General features: G+C 34.5%; 20 protein-coding genes. 3 read left to right on the top strand and 17 right to left on the bottom strand.

All coding sequences use genetic code 11. The features are described from left to right. Positions 1-287: 287 nt before the first annotated feature. From LD272_RS12065 to LD272_RS12045, 5 genes are all read right to left on the bottom strand, one after another. On the bottom strand, positions 288-773 hold the full coding sequence (locus LD272_RS12065) for a hypothetical protein (RefSeq protein WP_226036858.1): 486 nt from the start codon (positions 771-773) through the stop codon (positions 288-290). Positions 774-1,043: 270 nt separating this feature from the next. Then, positions 1,044-1,337, bottom strand: coding sequence for an antibiotic biosynthesis monooxygenase family protein (locus LD272_RS12060; RefSeq protein ID WP_226036857.1), 294 nt, complete (start codon positions 1,335-1,337; stop codon positions 1,044-1,046). Between the two features lie 129 nt (positions 1,338-1,466). Continuing rightward, a complete protein-coding gene (locus LD272_RS12055; protein WP_226036856.1) occupies positions 1,467-1,745 on the bottom strand; it encodes a hypothetical protein in 279 nt (92 codons plus the stop codon). 194 nt (positions 1,746-1,939) lie between these two features. Continuing rightward, positions 1,940-2,362, bottom strand: coding sequence for an HIT family protein (locus LD272_RS12050; RefSeq protein ID WP_439647395.1), 423 nt, complete (start codon positions 2,360-2,362; stop codon positions 1,940-1,942). A gap of 115 nt (positions 2,363-2,477) precedes the next feature. Beyond that, complete coding sequence (locus LD272_RS12045; RefSeq protein ID WP_226036854.1) at positions 2,478-3,182, bottom strand: aspartate/glutamate racemase family protein; 705 nt, start codon at positions 3,180-3,182, stop codon at positions 2,478-2,480. A 346-nt stretch (positions 3,183-3,528) separates the two neighbouring features. Between LD272_RS12045 and LD272_RS12040 the strand changes: the two genes are divergently transcribed. Continuing rightward, on the top strand, positions 3,529-4,032 hold the full coding sequence (locus LD272_RS12040; RefSeq protein ID WP_226036853.1) for a DUF2798 domain-containing protein: 504 nt from the start codon (positions 3,529-3,531) through the stop codon (positions 4,030-4,032). A gap of 244 nt (positions 4,033-4,276) precedes the next feature. Here LD272_RS12040 and LD272_RS12035 read toward each other — a convergent pair whose 3' ends face one another. The 3 genes from LD272_RS12035 to LD272_RS12025 all read right to left on the bottom strand — a co-directional run bounded on the left by LD272_RS12035 (position 4,277) and on the right by LD272_RS12025 (position 6,423). Further along, complete coding sequence (locus tag LD272_RS12035) at positions 4,277-4,876, bottom strand: pyridoxamine 5'-phosphate oxidase family protein (RefSeq protein WP_226036852.1); 600 nt, start codon at positions 4,874-4,876, stop codon at positions 4,277-4,279. A gap of 472 nt (positions 4,877-5,348) precedes the next feature. Then, the gene (locus tag LD272_RS12030; RefSeq protein WP_226036851.1) at positions 5,349-6,140 is read right to left on the bottom strand and encodes a phosphotransferase; all 792 of its coding nucleotides are present in this window, start codon (positions 6,138-6,140) and stop codon (positions 5,349-5,351) included. Positions 6,141-6,192: 52 nt separating this feature from the next. After that, entirely contained in the window at positions 6,193-6,423 is a 231-nt protein-coding gene (locus LD272_RS12025; protein WP_226036850.1) for a hypothetical protein, read from the bottom strand. Positions 6,424-7,062: 639 nt separating this feature from the next. Between LD272_RS12025 and LD272_RS12020 the strand changes: the two genes are divergently transcribed. Beyond that, entirely contained in the window at positions 7,063-7,902 is an 840-nt protein-coding gene (locus LD272_RS12020) for an alpha/beta fold hydrolase (protein ID WP_226036849.1), read from the top strand. Between the two features lie 53 nt (positions 7,903-7,955). Here LD272_RS12020 and LD272_RS12015 read toward each other — a convergent pair whose 3' ends face one another. The 3 genes from LD272_RS12015 to LD272_RS12005 all read right to left on the bottom strand — a co-directional run bounded on the left by LD272_RS12015 (position 7,956) and on the right by LD272_RS12005 (position 10,302). Continuing rightward, positions 7,956-8,348, bottom strand: coding sequence for a thiol-disulfide oxidoreductase DCC family protein (locus LD272_RS12015; RefSeq protein ID WP_226036848.1), 393 nt, complete (start codon positions 8,346-8,348; stop codon positions 7,956-7,958). Positions 8,349-8,517: 169 nt separating this feature from the next. Further along, positions 8,518-9,450 carry a D-2-hydroxyacid dehydrogenase gene (locus LD272_RS12010; RefSeq protein WP_226036847.1) on the bottom strand — a complete coding sequence of 311 codons (933 nt, stop codon included), beginning with the start codon at positions 9,448-9,450 and terminating at the stop codon, positions 8,518-8,520. 48 nt (positions 9,451-9,498) lie between these two features. Further along, entirely contained in the window at positions 9,499-10,302 is an 804-nt protein-coding gene (locus LD272_RS12005; RefSeq protein WP_226036895.1) for an RDD family protein, read from the bottom strand. Between the two features lie 175 nt (positions 10,303-10,477). On the opposite strand from LD272_RS12005, the gene LD272_RS12000 reads away from it, so the two are divergent. Then, entirely contained in the window at positions 10,478-11,458 is a 981-nt protein-coding gene (locus tag LD272_RS12000) for a stage II sporulation protein M (RefSeq protein ID WP_226036846.1), read from the top strand. On the opposite strand, the gene LD272_RS11995 is transcribed toward LD272_RS12000, so the two are convergent. The 6 genes from LD272_RS11995 to LD272_RS11970 form a co-directional block, all read right to left on the bottom strand. Beyond that, entirely contained in the window at positions 11,436-12,794 is a 1,359-nt protein-coding gene (locus LD272_RS11995) for a DUF58 domain-containing protein (protein WP_226036845.1), read from the bottom strand. The genes LD272_RS12000 and LD272_RS11995 overlap by 23 nt on opposite strands. After that, positions 12,745-13,674, bottom strand: coding sequence for an AAA family ATPase (locus LD272_RS11990; protein WP_226036844.1), 930 nt, complete (start codon positions 13,672-13,674; stop codon positions 12,745-12,747). The genes LD272_RS11995 and LD272_RS11990 overlap by 50 nt, the downstream gene beginning before the upstream one ends. Next, positions 13,643-14,794, bottom strand: a complete 1,152-nt coding sequence (locus LD272_RS11985) for a DUF4350 domain-containing protein (protein WP_226036843.1) — start codon at positions 14,792-14,794, stop codon at positions 13,643-13,645. Before LD272_RS11985 ends, LD272_RS11990 begins: the two co-directional genes overlap by 32 nt. Positions 14,795-14,833: 39 nt before the next feature. Then, a complete protein-coding gene (locus LD272_RS11980) occupies positions 14,834-15,475 on the bottom strand; it encodes a DUF4129 domain-containing protein (RefSeq protein ID WP_226036842.1) in 642 nt (213 codons plus the stop codon). Positions 15,476-15,538: 63 nt separating this feature from the next. Continuing rightward, positions 15,539-16,447 (bottom strand): hypothetical protein, encoded by a 909-nt coding sequence (locus tag LD272_RS11975; protein WP_226036841.1) that lies wholly within the window; start codon positions 16,445-16,447, stop codon positions 15,539-15,541. A 258-nt stretch (positions 16,448-16,705) separates the two neighbouring features. Next, positions 16,706-18,499, bottom strand: coding sequence for a glycerophosphoryl diester phosphodiesterase membrane domain-containing protein (locus LD272_RS11970; RefSeq protein WP_226036840.1), 1,794 nt, complete (start codon positions 18,497-18,499; stop codon positions 16,706-16,708). Positions 18,500-18,559 lie beyond the last annotated feature (60 nt).

Here is an 18,559-nt window from a genome sequence, read left to right as displayed (position 1 = left end):
TCCAAATCACATTATAAAATGCTCCTAAATTTGTATAATGCATTGTACCGTGTTTTGTAGTTATAATTGTAATCTAAGAACAAAAGCGTAGGCGCCGGAGTTGGACGCGGCTAACATTGTCAAAAAAATATCCACACGAAACCAATTTTATAATTTCCTAAGCTATTATAAAAAACTCAGTTCACTGAACTGAGTTTTTTTCTATTTATTTTCAATTGCTTCTTCAACTAAAGCACCCGTTACTTTAAGTGCATTTACTCACAAATCAAATATACTTTAAATTAGATTTAAGTATTCAGAATATAATATTCACAAATTTGATAAGCATATATCAAAGCGAAAATAAAAAGAATCGAACTTAAAACTCTCTGAGTATAATTTCTTTTGTTCTTTGTGTATCTATATAGTAGCCAATACCAAATAAGAAGCAGTATGATTGGTGTTCCAAGAAACATCCATGACGGAGCACGTTCTATTGGTGTTGGAAACAAAGACGTTAGAAATAGACTGTACACTGTAAAAATCCCTGAAAGGAATAAACTGATGAATGACCAATTCTTAGTCGGACGAATCAACTGTATTTTATCTGGATTTGTACTAAGAATACGCCATGTGTAATCACTAAGCCACAACACACTAAAAACAAAAGGAATAAATAAGACAAATATGTTAATAAAGCCGCCAAATCCTGCACCAAGTATCAAGAAAAAGGATGCGACAGATAGGATAATAAGGGCAACAAAATAACCCGTGTGAATAAGTGCTACCTTCATAATAACCCCCATTTTTCAGGCTTTAAATAATTCATACAACAGAAAGAAAGAGTGAACCCATTTATTACTTTTCCCTCAATAAAAAATAGTCTCCCTTTTCCAGATTTCTTGTTCCACTAACCTGCTGCGTTAGTTCAATATCTATATATTTGATGTTAACATATTATTCCAATTTGTAATCGGAAATTTCTGAACTAAAAAGCAAAAGAAAAGACCGACTTAAAGTCAGTCTGCTTATTTAACTCTTGCACCCGTTACTTCAATAACCTTTTAAAGAGGGACGTTTTCAAAATGTTCGACTGTTGGGAATGGGTCATAGAAATGATGTAGTTGTTTTTTCCATTCTTGATACTCTTTCGATTGTCTAAATCCAACTGTATGGTCTTCTAATGTTTCCCACTTCACCAACAATAAATATTTCCCCTTAACTTCAATACATCGTTGTAATTCGTGAGTTATGTAGCCTCTCATTGACGATATAATTTTTGATGCTTCTCGAAGCGCTTCCTCATATTCCTCTTCCATTCCTTGCTTAACTTGTAGCATAACTGATTCTAAAATCATTCTATCTCCCCCTGTTAATAAGTATATCATTTTATAAATTTTGCTTTTATTGTTTCTTTCACTATCCTGCTAATTTAGCACAACAAGCGACTGTTCCTATTGAACAATCGCACCCTTTTGTTGTATAAACTAAAAAGTCAGAAAGACTATGGTTTGCCAAAGTAATACACCAAAACCAACAACTGCGGGAAGCAAACTTATAATTGCTGATTTATTCTTATCGTTTTTTCTATCCTCAAAAAAACCGTATAAACTTATCAAAGTACAAAAAGCTATTAAAAATAACCATCCATAGTGGTCATTTTCATAAATATTATCAAGTAACATCTGAAATGCACCTAAGAATAACAAAACCAGTGTAATATTAGTTGCAATTTTAACAGCCCTATGTACTTTACTCTCTTTCAATTTATCCCCCCTAATCCAATGTAGCATCTTTCACTAAACTGCTCCGTTAGTTCAATATCTATATATTTAATTTTAACATAATATTCCAATTAGTAATCGGAAATTTCCAAACTATAAAACAAAAGAAAAGACCGACTTTAACGTCAGTCTGCTTCTTTAACTTTTGCACCCGTTAGCAAAATAAGCCTTTCATTTTAAATACTGTTTATCGCATTTATTATTTTCCTTTTGGTCTTAGATAACCCAACTTCATCTACTACAACTTGTTCAGATTCTTCGGAATAAAAGTTCGCAAAATTTTGTCCTTCATATCTCGGAACAACGTGCATATGAAAGTGAGTTAACTCATCAAAACTACCTCCATTTTGACAAATAGTAATACCATCAGGATTAAACAATTCCTTAGTTACTTTTGAAAGAAGCTTTGCAGCCTTCATTATTGAATTGGCAGTGTTTTCATCAAGTTCATCAAAGTACCTTACATGTTTTTTAGGTACTATTAAGATATGCCCTTCGTTATATGGGTCATGGTCCAAGAAGCAACAAACATAGTCATTCTCCCAAACTACATTAACTGGTTCTTGTTTATTTGCTAAATTACAGCCGAAACATTCCACTTTAAACACTGCCTTTCGTTTATTTTTCTCTTGTGTTCTTCAACTAACCTGCGGCTTTAGTTCAATAAGGTGCAATTCCTTATTCAAGGAAAGCCCTACGTTAGATTAATAAGCCTTATTGCATAGAACTTCTTTCTAACGCAGTATTTACTGCTTCAATGGCATGGATAACTGTTGTATCAAACAATGGAACTTTTGAATCTTCTGGTTTTACTAATAATCCGATTTCTGTACAACCTAAAATGATTCCTTCTGCTCCTTCATCCACTAAATGTTGAATGACAGTTTTATAATAATTCTTAGATGATTGTTCAATTTTCCCTAAACACAACTCTTCGTAAATAACTTTATTGACATTGTTTCGTTCTTCTTTATCTGGAACTAACACGTTAATTCCATTAGATTCGATTCGAGATTTATAAAAATCTTGCTCCATTGTATATTTAGTCCCAAGTAAGCCAACTGTTTTAATATTGGAACTTTGAATTTGATTCGCTGTTGCATCAGCAATATGTAATACAGGAATGTTAATCCGTGCCTCTATATAATCAATTACTTTATGCATTGTATTTGTACAAATTAATATGAATTCTGCTCCTGCTTTTTCTAAAGATGATGCAACTTCTCCTAATGCTTTACCCGCACTTTCCCAATCTCCTTCAGCTTGATAGCGTTCAATCTCGTCAAAGTCAACACTATACAGCAGACACTTCGCTGAATGTAATCCACCTAATTTTTCTTTTACCTTTTCGTTAATTATTCGGTAATACTCTACTGAAGACTCCCAACTCATTCCACCTATAAGCCCAATAATTTTCATCACTTTACCCCCTATTTTAATTAACTATCATTAAATTTCACTCATATTATATTCAATACTTCCAATCGTCAACCCATAATTTAACATTTTTAAAATTTGTTCATTACTTTGTACTGAACCAATTAAATAAGCGTATCTTGTTCCATATACGCACCCTTTAGTTTAACAACACAATCTTTTTTGCTCACATATAATCAATTTATTCAAGACTGGTATTCATTTGCGAACCTGTTTAAAATTAAATAATCAGTGAGTAGAGATATTGGTATGAGTTTTACTAACCAAAAATATATGTCGAATGATACGTCTGCCATCTGAAATTTTTATTTTTTCGGAGGGTGAAAATATGTATAGGGAAGATAGACTGCCTCAAAGCCCAAAAGAAGGCATAATATTTATGTTGATTATTTCGATTATTTCAGTCAACACTATTGCACCGATTATTATGGGGATGGAATTCGGTTTCAGTAAGGAAAATTACTTGAAAACCTTAAGGGTTATTCCGATTATGTGGACTATCGTCATTATATTAGTAAGATTTGTTGCGGGACCCTTAGTTGGTAAAGTGATGCCAAAATTCGTAGGAAAAACAGATGGATTTAATGCCAGAGTTTTATTAAATACTTTATTGAATGTTACAGTCTTATCTATTCTTCTTACAATTATCGGAACTTGGGTTGGTACAAAACAAATAAGCCTTGAACCTTTTCATAACTTTTTTCATAGTTGGTTTAGGAACTTTGGTGTTGCATTTTGGATTGAGTTGTTAATTGCACAGCCCATTGCAAGATTTGCAATGAAAAAATTACATTCAAAACAGTCACGTAAAACAAAGGCTGTTAATCTTTAATAAATATTAAACATAGTCATAGCCGATTGGTTTTTTTATAACCTTTCGGCTTTTAATTTACGCTTTAATTTCCATACAAACTCCTCATATCCTTCTTCCACAAACCTGCTGCGTTAATTTAAGTACAACTGTTCACACACTAGTTTAACATAATATTACGATTATTCTGTAAACTCAAAAATAGAATCACCGCAATCGATGATCCCTTTTTAAACTATTTGCACCCTTTATTTGAAGAACACGTTTATATATTTTTACTTTGTTTTGCTTTGAAAAAGTCCCCGCCCTTATGTTTTTCGTCATCAGTGCCCCATTGTATCTTTTTATCCATCTTTTTTAGCTTTGGAATATGTTTTGAGCAGTGAATATAAGCTTCATCAACTTTGATTATTACCCAACGTTCTGGTTTATTCCCTTCTTTTTCATTAATATCGTCCATTATCTCATCTGTTATATTTAATGTGGTTAATTGTTGATTTTCGATAATAGAAGTTTCACCGTTAATATGTAAGCCAATAGCATGTTCAAAGAAATCAATAAACATTAACCCTATATGGGGGTTTTCAAGAATATTCCCTAGGCTCGCCATCACACCATTCCCCTTGTATTCAGGATATATTAATGTTTTGTCATCAATAACTCTTACAAAACCTGCTGATCCAGCTCTAAAAGAGGAGTCACAGTTCCCGCTGGAGTCAGCCGTTGCTATAAACATCATGCCTTGCTTAGATATAAACTCTGTCATCTCTTTATTTAAATAATTTAGCATTTGGTTTTTATAAAAGGAGGAAGCTCTCTTTGTTGTTCCATATTGTTCTTGAAGTATATATTCTCCTCTTGACATGATCCTTCAATCCTTTCAATCCTTTCATTCATTTAGCCTTTTATATTTTAACACATAGGCAAATACCCGTTACCTACAAGTATAAGCCATAATAAAAAGAACTGCTATTAAACAATTCTTTTCTTTATCAGCTATCTAGTAAAAGGAGTTTGCAAATAACCTAGTCACCTGTTTATAATATAGATTCATCTCTGTGTAAATAATAAGGGGAAGGATACAACACACTTTAAACTATCGCACTCGATACATTACTATTTGAATAGTTAAAAAATTTATTTGAATTCCGATTTGTATAAATGGATCCTTGTTTAATCTTTTATCTTATCTTACTAAAATTAGAAACGACTGCTTTTGTTCAGCAATGCCTTATAAATTTTAACTTTTAACCTTCTTCCACATTACTGCTGCGTTAGCACAAGAAGCGACTATTCTTATTGAACAATCGCACCCGATAGTTCAATAAAAATTTTATTTAAATCCACTCTTTCCCATGTTCGTGAATGAATTTTATATCATTTTGATAATGTTCAAGGTGTCCTTCTTCAATCATCCTTTGAAACGCAATGTCACCTTCACTGGCTTTTCTTTTAATTGTTTTACATAACCCTTCTAATCGTATCAACACCATTTCCAGGTAATCTTCTTCTTTTTTTTCACCATAAGATTCAAAAAACAAACTAACCCTATGTTTTATACGACTGGCATGCTGTAATGAATTATAATAAACTTCCTTACCTGTTTCAGAAAGATAAAATCTACTTAAGGGGACGCAAGTGTAAAGGGTATAAGCTATATCCCAAAGTCTTGGTCTAGGTCCTGCAACATCAAAATCAATAATACCAACTGGTCTTTTATGATTAAAAATAATATTGTACCTAGCAAAGTCATTATGACATAATACCTCGACTTTATCTGGAGTATTATCTAACGGTTTCCAGTCGTCTATTAATGGAAAATCACTCACAGCATCATGGTATAGACGGAGCATCTTCGCTATTTCTTTTAAAACATCATCAGACCACATGTATTGTTTTAAAGGGTCATTACCAGCCTCTCCTTCAATAAATGTTAATATCTCTCTTCCTTTTTCATCAATACCTAAAAACTTTGGAGCATAACTGAAACCTTTGTTCTCCAAATGCTTTAATAGCTTATGAATTTTTGAACTGTGTGGATTTAATTCACGTCTAACAGTATCTCCCAAACGATAAACCTTAGAGACATTCCCTCCTGTTAGCATTTCTTCATTTCCGTGGTTTGACAAAAAAATCCCCCTTAAACAATCGCACCTGTTTGTTGAACAATTTGCTCTGCTATTATTTTTCAGGCATAGTGTATGTCACAGAAAAGCCATTACTTTCTTCAATTTTAACAAATATTTCATTAAGAATTTCTATTGCTCTTTCATTTGATTCGTACTTACCTAAATTTTTACTCCAATGAGCCATAGAAACACTACCCATTACTCCTTCTATTTTCTTCCCGTCTACAGTAATCTCTTTCGCGTTTATCAAACTTTTATCATCTTGTGTTGCAATCCATAGCATAAATAATCATCCTTTTTGCTTAAATTTTTTCATTTATTAATACAACAATATCCCCCGTTTGTTGAACATCAGATGGCTCTTGCACTTACCTTGTTGTACTTGTCATTTCTCTTACCTCCCTTTTATCTTTATATTTCATTTCTAAATTAACAAACCTGCGTCTTTACTTTAAGTGTAATCGTTCACAATATCTATATTTATTTTAACATAAATGTTCTGAATACCTTGCAAAAACTAACCAATTCCCAATTTAATTACAATTCATGTATTTTAATTTGCATACGAATTTGTAGGTCAAAATGTAGATATTCACTGGCTATTGGATCTAACAAATAGAGGTACAAATTACACAATTTTAATGTATATTATAAATAAAATGCTGTTAGACAAACAAAAAATGACCAACAAATTAGCATACAATTTGGTGGTCATTTTATATTGTAATTTTAATGTTTGCGATAGGTAACAGAACCAGTTAACATCATTATAGGATTTTTTAATAACTAAATTTAGAAAAAGTTACAATTAACTGGTAGTATTTTTAATTGAATATAGTAAAATAAATTCCAGATGAATTTGCATTAGTCATTTTAATAATGATAATCAATTTTTCATAAAAAAACACTTAGGGTGACAAGCATGAATCTATTTTATAAAAAGTTCAAATCACTAATTTTACTTCTTACTTTCGTTATGTTAAGTAGTTCCTTACTTTTTTTATATTCCAAACCAATTAATTCAAAAGACATGACAGACATCACACCTACACTGTTCATACACGGATATAAAGGTGGGGCAAGTTCTTTCAACTCCATGATAAAAAGGTTTGAGCGAAATCAGTGGGGTTCGAAAAGAATGGTTTTCCGAATTTCTAACAATGGGCAAATTTCTGCTAGAGGCGCACTTGGGGATGAGCAAAATCCATTTATTCAAGTAATATTTGAAAACAAACGATCAAGTATTGAAAATCAGACGATTTGGTTGCAGAAAGTAATGACTAAGCTTTATCAGACCTATGGTATCAAGCAAGTTAATTTAGTTGGACATTCGATGGGTGGGTTAGCTTCAGCTAACTTATTAGTAACAAATAGCGTCATCCCTTTTCCACGTGTAGAAAAGCTTGTTGTTATTGGAAGTCCCTTTAAAGGAATTGATAATGACCACTATTTCTCAGTCAACTATGGAGCGGCAACCATTGATTTAAGATCAGAATCTCATTCCCTTTTAAATCTTATCGAGCAAAAAGGGAACTTTGGGGACCACATTGATGTTCTTGCTATCGCAGGAGTGATTGACAAGTCTAACTCAGACGGTCTTGTTAGTTTGGCCAGCGCACTCGGCATTCAGGATATCGTACCTGCCAATAAATACAATCAGAAGATATTTTATGACAAAACAGCCACACACTCTGGTTTACACGAACACCTCGGTGTTGATAAACAAATTGCCGCATTTCTTTGGCAAATAGATAGCAATTAACCATAGCAGACGTTCTTGGCAGACCTTTGGTTAAAAACCTTATTCCATTTGCATCATTCTAAAAATCTCTTTTTATTCTTTGGAGTAGGTATCATGCACTCGTCTCTTTTCCCAAACCACTTATACCGATTCCTTGCTACAATTCGGTAAATTGCATCTCTTAATGGTCTAGGAATTAACCGAAACACACTAGCAAGCTTCCAAAGTCCTTTTAAGTTTCTACTTACCCGAAGCGCGGCGCTCGATTTATAATAAACTTTCCCATTTTCTATTACAATAAAGCTGTCAATCGTTTCTGGAATGCCATGCTTATTTACTAGTTGCTTCCCTATTTCACTTTGTAGGGATGCGAATTTAAAATGGCCACTTGGATCACGGTTTATAATAAACTGCACGCTGCCGTTACAAAGATTGCACATTCCATCAAACAGAATAACACTAGACATATCGAACCTCCTCAGCTTTGAAAAGTCTGTTAAACTTTTTAAAGGTTATTTTTCAGTTAATTCAAACACTGCCTATATAACTATAACTTTTTTTAACCGTTAATAAACCCATCACTGTATTTCTTTATGAAAAATACAGTATTAGTTCAAAAAAGTCTTTGCGGTACTCTTAGTACCCCAAAGACGTATCAACCTTATTTTTTAATACACTTTTATCTTTTAGTTTATTCAAAGTTTCCAAGAAGCAGTCAACAGCTTCTTCCACTGTCGTTACTGCGGATATGTGTGGTGTAATCCGTACATTTTCTAATTCCCAAAATCTATGATCAACTGGTAACGGCTCCTCCTTGAATACATCCAATACTGCTAATCTAATCGTATTGTTTTGCAAAGCATCAATTAAATCGGATTCAACTACAGAACTTCCTCTACCCACATTTATAAAGATAGCATGATTCATATAATTGAATAGATCCTTCCCAAACAGCTTATCCGTTTCTTTTGTTAATGGAAGTGTATTTATAACAACGTCAACCTCAGATAAAATTTCAGTTTCGGTTGAAATGGAATACACCTTGCTGAAGTGTGGTTTTTGACTGCCGCTTAAAGAGACGCCATATACCTCGATCCCTAAAGATGAGAATAATTTAGCTATTTCCTGGCCAATCTCACCTGTTCCATATACGAGCGCTTTTTGATTTTTGATCAGTTTAGGTGTAACTGGTTGCCATTGTTTATGACTTTCTTTTTCACGAAAAGAATCATGTTCCTGTAAATCCTTAAGATAATAACTTAAGCAATATTGACTGATACGTTGGCCGAATGAACAAATCGTTCTTGTTAATAATACATCTTCTTTCCACTTATTTCCGAACAAAAAACCATCGACGCCCGCTCCTAATGAATGAACCCATTTAATATCAAAGAACTCAAAATTTGTTGTTGGCTTAAATGCAACATAACCATCAGCCCATTGTAAGTCTTTGGAAGTAACACTTTTTTCTTCAATAAATCTAAAGGTTTGTGGATACTGTTCTGGATCAATCACTTTTTTTATATCGTTAGCAAGATTTCCTGTTATTAAAATATTATTTATCTCCAATCGTATCCCCCTAATAGAATTAACTTTATTTGTAGTTTTAGGTTAAAGTTATAATTCAAACTCCCATTCCTCTTTTAATAGTAAATAAAGAATAAGAAGTGTGTTTTCTAAATCACGATTACTCTTGTTATCGATTTCTAACCCGATTTTCGGATATAGGATCCTTGCCATTTCCTTCGTTAGTTCTTTTCTTTCTATTACCGGTAATTGTAATAAGCGATTGCTATACGTTTTCAACAGATTCCATTCTTTCATTCCAATTGTTTTCAATGTCCATTCATCTATAACTAAATCGTCCTTAGTAAGTCCTCGCGCTGCTATTTCCTTTTCAATAGCAGTTGATTTATTTTTCTTTTTTTCTTTTCTTTCATGAATCACAATCGTACCTGCAACAAGATCGCCTAGTCGTTTATGTTTAGAGTGAAAGAAAATCATTATGATTCCAAGCAAATAACCGGATGGTAATGAATCAATAATCCGAAGTAGGTTACGAATGAGACTAGAAAGCAGTGTCAAACTATGACCGTTATCTTGAATAACTCTTACCCCCATAAACCTTTTGCCAATTGTCCTTCCTCCTGAAAAATACTCCACGATAAAAAAGTAACCCCAATTGATAATAAACAGCAGAATTATTGTAATTGCAATAGGTAGTGATGACAGCTCTGGGATATACAACATACTTAACTGTCCAAATTCAACAAAAAACATGGCTACAACAACTAAAATACTAGTTATAGTTAGGATAATTTGGTCAATAATCAATGCTGCTGCCCTACTCCCTAGGCCAGCTACTTGGAATTGTAAAGAAACGAATTCAGGTGTTTTAATATCGACATGATTTTGATTAATAGCAAAAACCCACTTTCTTCGTTAAATATTGGGATATCGGTTTCTATTCTATTACAAACTATTTATAATATATGGTGAGGCTTCATTCTTGCTTTAGCCCCTAGCCCCCTGAAACGGGTCTTATCATCTAAAAATCAAAAAGGCTAATTCGAAGTCAACTTAATGAGGTGTTAAAATGAATGTCAAACAGTTTGTGAAGCAACACCGTGATGATTGGAAAGAGCTTGAACAACTGGTCACAAAACTACATAAAAAAAGAAGAAAACTTACAGCCTATGAAATTGATCAATTTCATCGACTCTACCAAAAAGCAGCCCAACATTTATCATACAGTCAAACATACTTTCAGGGAGAAGATGTAACAGCTTATTTAAACGGTATCGTTTCTAAATCGCATAACCTTTTATATAAAGATCAATTATCTAGCATGAAACAACTCCGGCATTTCTTTAGCACAAAATTCATTGGATTGCTTATGGAACAATGGAAGTTTGTCCTTGTCGCCATGCTTTTATTTGCAGCTGGGGGTTTAGCTAGTTTTATATCTGTCGTAAATGATCCAATCCACCTTTATTCCGTGATTCCAACCGAGATGGCTCAAGGCGTGGACCCGGATCAATTAGGGTCTAATAACGAATCGGTTGATTCCTCGTTTATGTCAGCTTATATTATGACGAACAATATTCAAGTCGCAATCCTGGCCTTTGCAGGAGGCGTTACATTTGGAATTTTGACCGTTTACTTGATGATTTACAACGGTATCATGGTTGGTGCTCTGGCAGCCTTATTTTGGAATTCCGGAAAATCTTATGAATTTTGGGCTTATATCGTCCCTCATGGAATGATTGAGCTTACAGCAATATTCATCGCTGGTGGCGCTGGGTTATTGATGGGCTATAAGCTATTTGTTCCAGGTCAGTTTTCGAGAGGTTACCAGTTAAAGGTGCAAGCAAAGCGCTCCATTCAACTATTACTTGGAACAATTCCATTGTTTATCATTGCTGGTGTTATTGAAGGCTTTATCACGCCAGCATCTCTAACACTCGAAATGAAATATCTTGTTGCTATAATCACTGTAGTTGGTTTAATAGTCTATCTTATAGTCGGCAACCAGTACCTTAGGAAAAATCAATCTATAGCAAGCCCCGGTTCATAATATCAATGTAATAGGAAACGGCTGCAGTTGCCAGTCGTTCCTCCTTTACCTCAACCATTTGTAACCCTTGTCTTTCCCATCTATTCTTTTCTTTATTTTTTAACCTAATTTGCTGTTGTGCGATGCTTTTCACCATTGCTTTTTGTGAGTTAATGGGTTCTATTTTTGCAGTAGTTGACATCGTCTCATCTTCCATTCCTATCATTAAAAATAAATGCTTTTGTCTTAACCTTTTCACATAGACAAGTCCACTTTCTTCATGAAGAAACGTACCTATATCGCTAAACAATACTAACAGGCTTCTTTTATTTTGAACTGTTTGTAAATAGTTAAAAACAGCTGCATAATTAGACTCATTTGCATCCACTTCTACATCATATAACGCTTGAAGAATTTTCTGTAGGTGTCCCGTTCCTTTTGCAGCTGGTACAAAAAACTTTACATCCTTTGAAAAAGCTAGAACCGATACATAATCTCCTTTTTTTAATGCCGCGGCCGCGACTGTGATGGCTGCTTCTAATACTTTTTCTAAACGGTTACCTTTTTTTAATTCAGCACCCATCATTCTCCCGCAGTCAATTAAAATGGTAATATACTTCCCGTGTTCTGGTTCGTACTCATTCGTCATAACCTCTTGTAACTTTGCAGTTTGACGCCAGTTGATTTTCCTGGGATCATCACCAACAACATAGCTCCTAACTTTGGTGAATTCTCCCACGCCGCTCTTGTGTTTACGTACCTTTACCCCTTCAGCCATCAAAAAACGTTGAGCATTCTCTAAATAATGCTTCGTTTCTGTTAGATCCGGAATGACCTTGACGACATCCTCAAGCACCACAGTTGTCTGCTTTTCCCACAAATGAAGCAAACTACTATAGCGGACATAAAGTTTATCGATGCGATACTTACCGCGTACAGGTGCCTCCACGTCATATGTGACTACGGTCGTTGATTGGTTTCTGGCCCAACCTTTGACAGGGAAGTTTTTGTGAAATGATTGCGGAATACCATCGACAAATTGAAATCTACTTGCATGTACAGAGCTATTTTTCATTTCAATTTTAACCGAATAAGTTAATCGCCTTTCCATTTCTTCGGGAATAGCACGTTTAAATGATAGCTCCTTTTTCTTAGGTGATTGTAATAAGTCTACTAAACTAGCTAAGAAGAACAGGATGTTTGCTAGAATCACAAACGTCCACGAAATTCCCCAAATAGTAGACAATGATATTCCGCTGGAAAAAATCACAAAACTAACAAGTAAACGCTTGGTTGGTAGAATGCCCCTACCTTGGAACAGGAATCGACCCCACAAGCTCTTGAATAATTTGATCAACGGTCGCTCCCTCCAATTCTACATGTGGGGATAATTGAATGCGATGTCTTAACCCCGGTCGTGCTACCATTTTGATGTCATCAGGTGTTACATAATCTCTACCTGTAATATATGCCCATGCTCGTGCAGACCTGCCGATAGAGATGGCAGCTCTGGTACTTGCTCCAAAGCGAATGGCTTCAGATTCTCTTGTTCTTCTAACAATTTTCATAATATAGTGCATCACCTCATCGCTTAAGGTTACTTGCTCTATTTCATTTCTAATTGCAAGAAATGTTTCTATATCCATTATTTTGTCTTCGTCCGTAGATTCGTTACTAGTTTCTAACACTTGTTTTAAAACTTTTGTTTCTTCTTCTTGAGAAGGAAAATCAATTTGAATTTTAAATAAAAACCTGTCCTGTTGCGCCTCAGGCAATGGATAAGTACCTTCAAACTCAATTGGGTTTTGTGTTGCTACAACAAAAAAGACATCGGATAACAGGTACGTTTCCCCTTGAATGGTTACCTGCTTTTCTTCCATCGCCTCGAGTAATGCTGCTTGTGTCTTTGCAGGAGTACGATTGATTTCATCTGCTAACAAAATATTTGTGAAGATAGGTCCCTTTAACGTTTGAAATGAACTATCTTTCATATTATAAATCGTACTTCCAGTAATGTCGCTGGGCAGTAAATCTGGTGTGAACTGTATTCGATTAAATTTTCCACCTAACAGTGTAGCGAGTGTCCGCACCATTTGAGTCTTCCCGGTGCCTGGCACTCCTTCTATTAAGACGTGTCCACCAGCTAAAATAGCAGATAGTAGGAGTTTAAGATTAGTATTTTGACCAATAATACGTTGCTCATACTTATTTAGTAAGGATGTTAGTTCGTTCCTCATCCCTATCCACCTCTTTCCTGAATCGATCTATTTTTTTTGACCATAGAATATATTCCTGTCTACTTATTTTTTCTTTTTCTAACAAATCAGTTAATCCATCTAAGAAATAGCTAATTTCCGCAGTTGGTAAATGAGGAAGCTTATTACCTATTTGTTCACTAAGGTGTCGCCATTCTTTATAATAAGGTATTCCAAGGTGTTCCTGCATCATATACTTCAAATAATCTGCTTGAGTAACTAATGATTCATGATAGCTTCGACTCCTATGATACCAAGCAGCTAACGCGGTGATTCGCTCATCACTAAATCGAACAGTTTCCTCTCTTGCGACAACAATCGGACCAAATCGCTTTCCTTGATACCACAGCCAGATACTGAGAAAAACAAGTAGTTGAACAGCCAATACCAATACCCATTTTGGATAAATAGTTAATAGAGTCGAAGCATTTTCTGCACCGTGACTATAGTCATCAAAGGATATGTTCGTTCCAGTTGGACTCCCTTTTTCAATAAGCGACAAGACGAGAGGCAAGTGATCGTTATTTAGAAGTTCTTCATTAGTCACCCATTCTGGTGTGCCTGAAACAATTAATTCGCCATTCCCATAGTCACGCTTTAACGCAATTGTACCTAGGTCATCGTAGATCAATACCTCATCTTGTTCCTCTGTTTCTAATCGTACAGAAGAAGCTACATCAGCGCGAAATTTCTCTTCATTTTGATGATAGACATGAACCGGTGCTTCCTCTTCTATGTATGTTGTTTCAAGGTCAAACATCCCACTAGGATTGTTTTGCAATAACAAAATCGTGTTTCCAGATTCCATAAATGACCGATATGCTTCCATCTCTTCTGTTTCAGGTATAAAAAAAGGTTGAACAATAATTAATAATTGATTATCGTCTTGATCTGGCAAAAGCTGTGGTCGATAGGACCACCTGTCAGCATCCTCTAAATAAGTATAGAGTCCCTTTACACCGGTTGGAGACGGAGAATCTGTAACATAATCTGGATAATCCTCTGGCTCTGGCGATGTGATGAAGAAACTTATCATTATAAACACTAGAAGAATACTTAGAAGCCAAAGCCATGTCCTTTTATTCGAATTTGATTTTTCCAATGCCTACTCATTCCACCTTTCCGCCTATCCTTATCCTTACTAGGAATGATTACTGTATTCAGTTTCTTCCAACCAGTTCATTACTTCATTTTTGTATTGGACTAGCTCCGTCTGCTCCATCGTACGCTCACCATAGGCTACTTCATCAAAGATAAGTGCTAGATTATAAAATTGTTCTGCACTACTTTGATTAACTCTCGTGAGTTCATCATAATACTCCCAATTGGTTTTCCATATTCTAGCTTCAAGCCATTCTTTTTCATGAAAATAAAGAAGTAAAGCTAAAAATAGATGACGTGTAGAGAGTGAATATTGCTGTAACTCTTCTTGTCTCTTTGCTTCTGCTAGATGGTTTTTGAACGACCAATTTATTTCATTGATCGATTGTAGTGGTTTGTTATCTCGAAAATCCTGCTTGCGTCGATAGTTACGTCCAACGATAAAAATAGCTCCTACTAATAAGACAACTACTACAACAATAACCGAAATTAATATTCCGTTTGCGACACCACTTGAAGGCTCAAACGAAGAAAACCAGTTGGCCAGTAAATCCGCTAGCCAACTTTGTGCCTGATCCCACAACTTTTCAAATAGACTTCGATTGTCCTCATAGTAAACCTGATATTCTGGTTGTTCCAAAATTTTATTCAGTTCCTCTTTTGCTCGATTCTGATTATACAATTACTTATTCACCCCACGATCCTTAGAAGAAGGCTAAGCACGTCCTTGGTTTGGTTAATTCATTTATTTTCGTTCATTATAATCTTCAATCATTTCCTTTAGATCATCTGCACCCACTCTAAGTTTCAAGTCAAAGAAGATAACTGCATAAGCTACAGCAAAAATCATTGTTGTAACTAATGAAACGACGTTAATAATAATGCTATATAAGACACTGTCACCAAGTATGAGCATAACAGGTACTTCAACTGCTGCGCTAATACTACCGATAATAAGAGCTAAGATGAGATAAAGCCCTACTATTACCCACGTTCGTTTACGGGTAAGATTCCAACTTTTAGATAAACCAGGCGCCTCTTTGCCAAAAGCAACGACACCTAGGTAAAAGCTCCAACGAACTAGTAAAAGTGCAACAACTAAACCTAGGCCTAAAAATAGAATAATTCCAGCAAATACACCCAAAATCGGATCAATGAATGAACTAACAAAACCTACTAAAAATGCACTAGCAATTGGTATAATTATCATCACAAATGCAATCACTGCCATTAAAAGACTACTTCCGAATATAGGCCAAAATCTAGAAAACGCTTGTTTAATGACAGAACCAACCATGTACTCTTCATTTCTCATAATGTGATTGACTGTGTAAAATATAGCCACCTGTGCAACCGGCAACAAAATGATACTAGCTAACCCTAAAAAAACAATTCCGATATCAGCACCGATGCTCGTCGTTGGTGCTCCTTGATCAAAGCTTGTTATTATCTGATCTAGCCAATTGTCTCCAGTTCCAACTTCTCTAAAAAGATTCGTTCCGGACAATAGCTGGGTTAGTGCTTGTAACAGGTAAATCGGTCCAATTAGAATTAACAAAATCATGAAAAAATCAGAAAAATGATTTTTAGCTAACCGAAACGTATGGTCAAGTATCTCTCCAAACCCTTTTGGTTTATTAAACTGTTCATTCATCGCAGTATCCCCCTGAACTATTTTGATTCTATAAGTTATTTTATCATTATTAATGTACCGTGAGGAAAAGATATGGAAATTATTTAAATGTAATTTTTCATGCTTTTTTGCTATTTTTACTACCTATGCTGTTAATAACTTCACATTAAATCACAAGTATCATAACGATTTTTCTAAAAATATACCATTAGGCGCCTTCCTAACTAGAAAGCGCCTAATGGTATAAAAAAATATTCATGTTTAGTCAATTTCATCAAGCTAATTATCAGATTGACTCTGTTGAGAAAAATTAACACCTAGTACATTTTGAACTTTTTCAGGGTAATCGGTTATAATGCCGTCAATATCATATTTCAGTACCTCTTTCATATTTCTTTTACTATTGACTGTCCATACCCATACTTCCCGGTTGTTTTCACGAGCGTTTTCAATAAATCGTTCGGTCAGCATGCTTTGGCGAATGGTATAAAAATCAACATCCAAACTCGATAAATTACCAACAGCTAAATACAATATTTGTCCAATTTTAATTTCGCTATTTCTGTTTCTGATTTCCTGGAGTAACTCATTATCAAATGCCTGAATGTAGGAAACATCCTCCATGTCGTGTTTCTCTATTAATTCTACTACCCCTTCGGCAAGTTCAACACTAGATTCAGCTGTCTTTACATCAATAATCAGTTTCGTCTCTTCTTGCTTAAGATTCCCTAACACTTCATCCAATGTCGGGATTTTTTCACCGATAAAGTCCTCTGAATAGAGCCTCCCGATATCTATTTTAGATACCTCCTCATAAGTCATGTCCTTGACAGTAGAAGAGACACCCGCAATTCGCTCTAAATCATAATCATGGTTTAAAACAATGACACCGTCCTTTGTTATCTGGACGTCTACTTCTATAGCATCAACACCTTTGTCGATTGCAGAACGGATACTACTCATCGAATTTTCTGGTGCACTCTTTAAGTCGCCCCGATGACTTGCAACAGAAACATCCCATTTTAAATAAACAATAGTTTCATTTACCGTATAATTTATTAGAAACATTCCAGTTAAAAAGAGGACTACTATTGTTGTTAATGCTTTCTTCCTTTTAGTGAAAAATCGGGTGACATAATGCTCAAATTCATTTAACTTTTTACTAGTCTCAAGTAATAACTGATCGTCGACTGAATCCCCTTGATTAGTATTAAACCGGTAAAACAATCTAGTAATAATAATAATATTTATTGGTAGTAAGAGTAATGAAAAGATAATCGTTATATAACTCGAAAAAGTAATCAAATAATTACTAATAATATCGCCTATTACTTTCGTATCAAGCATGGTCGCTACTTGAGATATCATTGTCATGACTAGGAACCCAGCAACAAAAATAGATACGTTTAACAAGCTTAGACTCAGCAATATTTTCAGTTTATTATCTCTTGTAATTCTCATGCTGAGTTTCATTGCATCCCAGACTGATTTCTCTTCGATAAAAATATAATGAAGTGTAAATATCCATTTTATAAATAGATAAACAATGATTAAAAATACGAATAAATATATGATAATTGAAAAATAGGATTGATAGACTTCACTGGTTAGAAAAATAGGTATATTAAAATCCAACAAAACTGGTAATGTTGAAGAATCAATGAAAGGTGTAATTAGCAATAAGATAGGAATTAATTGTAAAAACCCAAAACCAAGTAATTTTGGTAATTTTCTTATTGTTGTAACCAGGGCCTCAGAAACGAGGATATTTCTATCAAAATATCTCTTTTGAGCAATAATAATCATGACTCCAAATTCGATATACAAAATAACAACTGCCAAAAAACTAATAAGAAGCATTCCAATAATTCCTGTATAGCTTGAGGCGATCTTATATACATCTGCGTTTAGAAGCGTTCCAGTCCCCATTATTTTTAACATTCGATTAAAAATTAGTGAGATCAGTGGTACAAAGATAAAGCTAGCAAGGAGCATGTATATTAATTCAAAGGATAGATATTTCTTATAGGACGCTTTGAAGTCTTCGTAACTATTTTTTATAATTTCAATCATGTAATCACCCAGTAGTTTAATCGATATTCTTGATGTTTCCCCATTTTAACCTAGCTGAAA

This window comes from Aquibacillus saliphilus (assembly GCF_020404745.1).
GTDB lineage: Bacteria > Bacillota > Bacilli > Bacillales > Amphibacillaceae > Aquibacillus > Aquibacillus saliphilus.
This window is presented reverse-complemented; position numbering and strand designations above follow the sequence as displayed.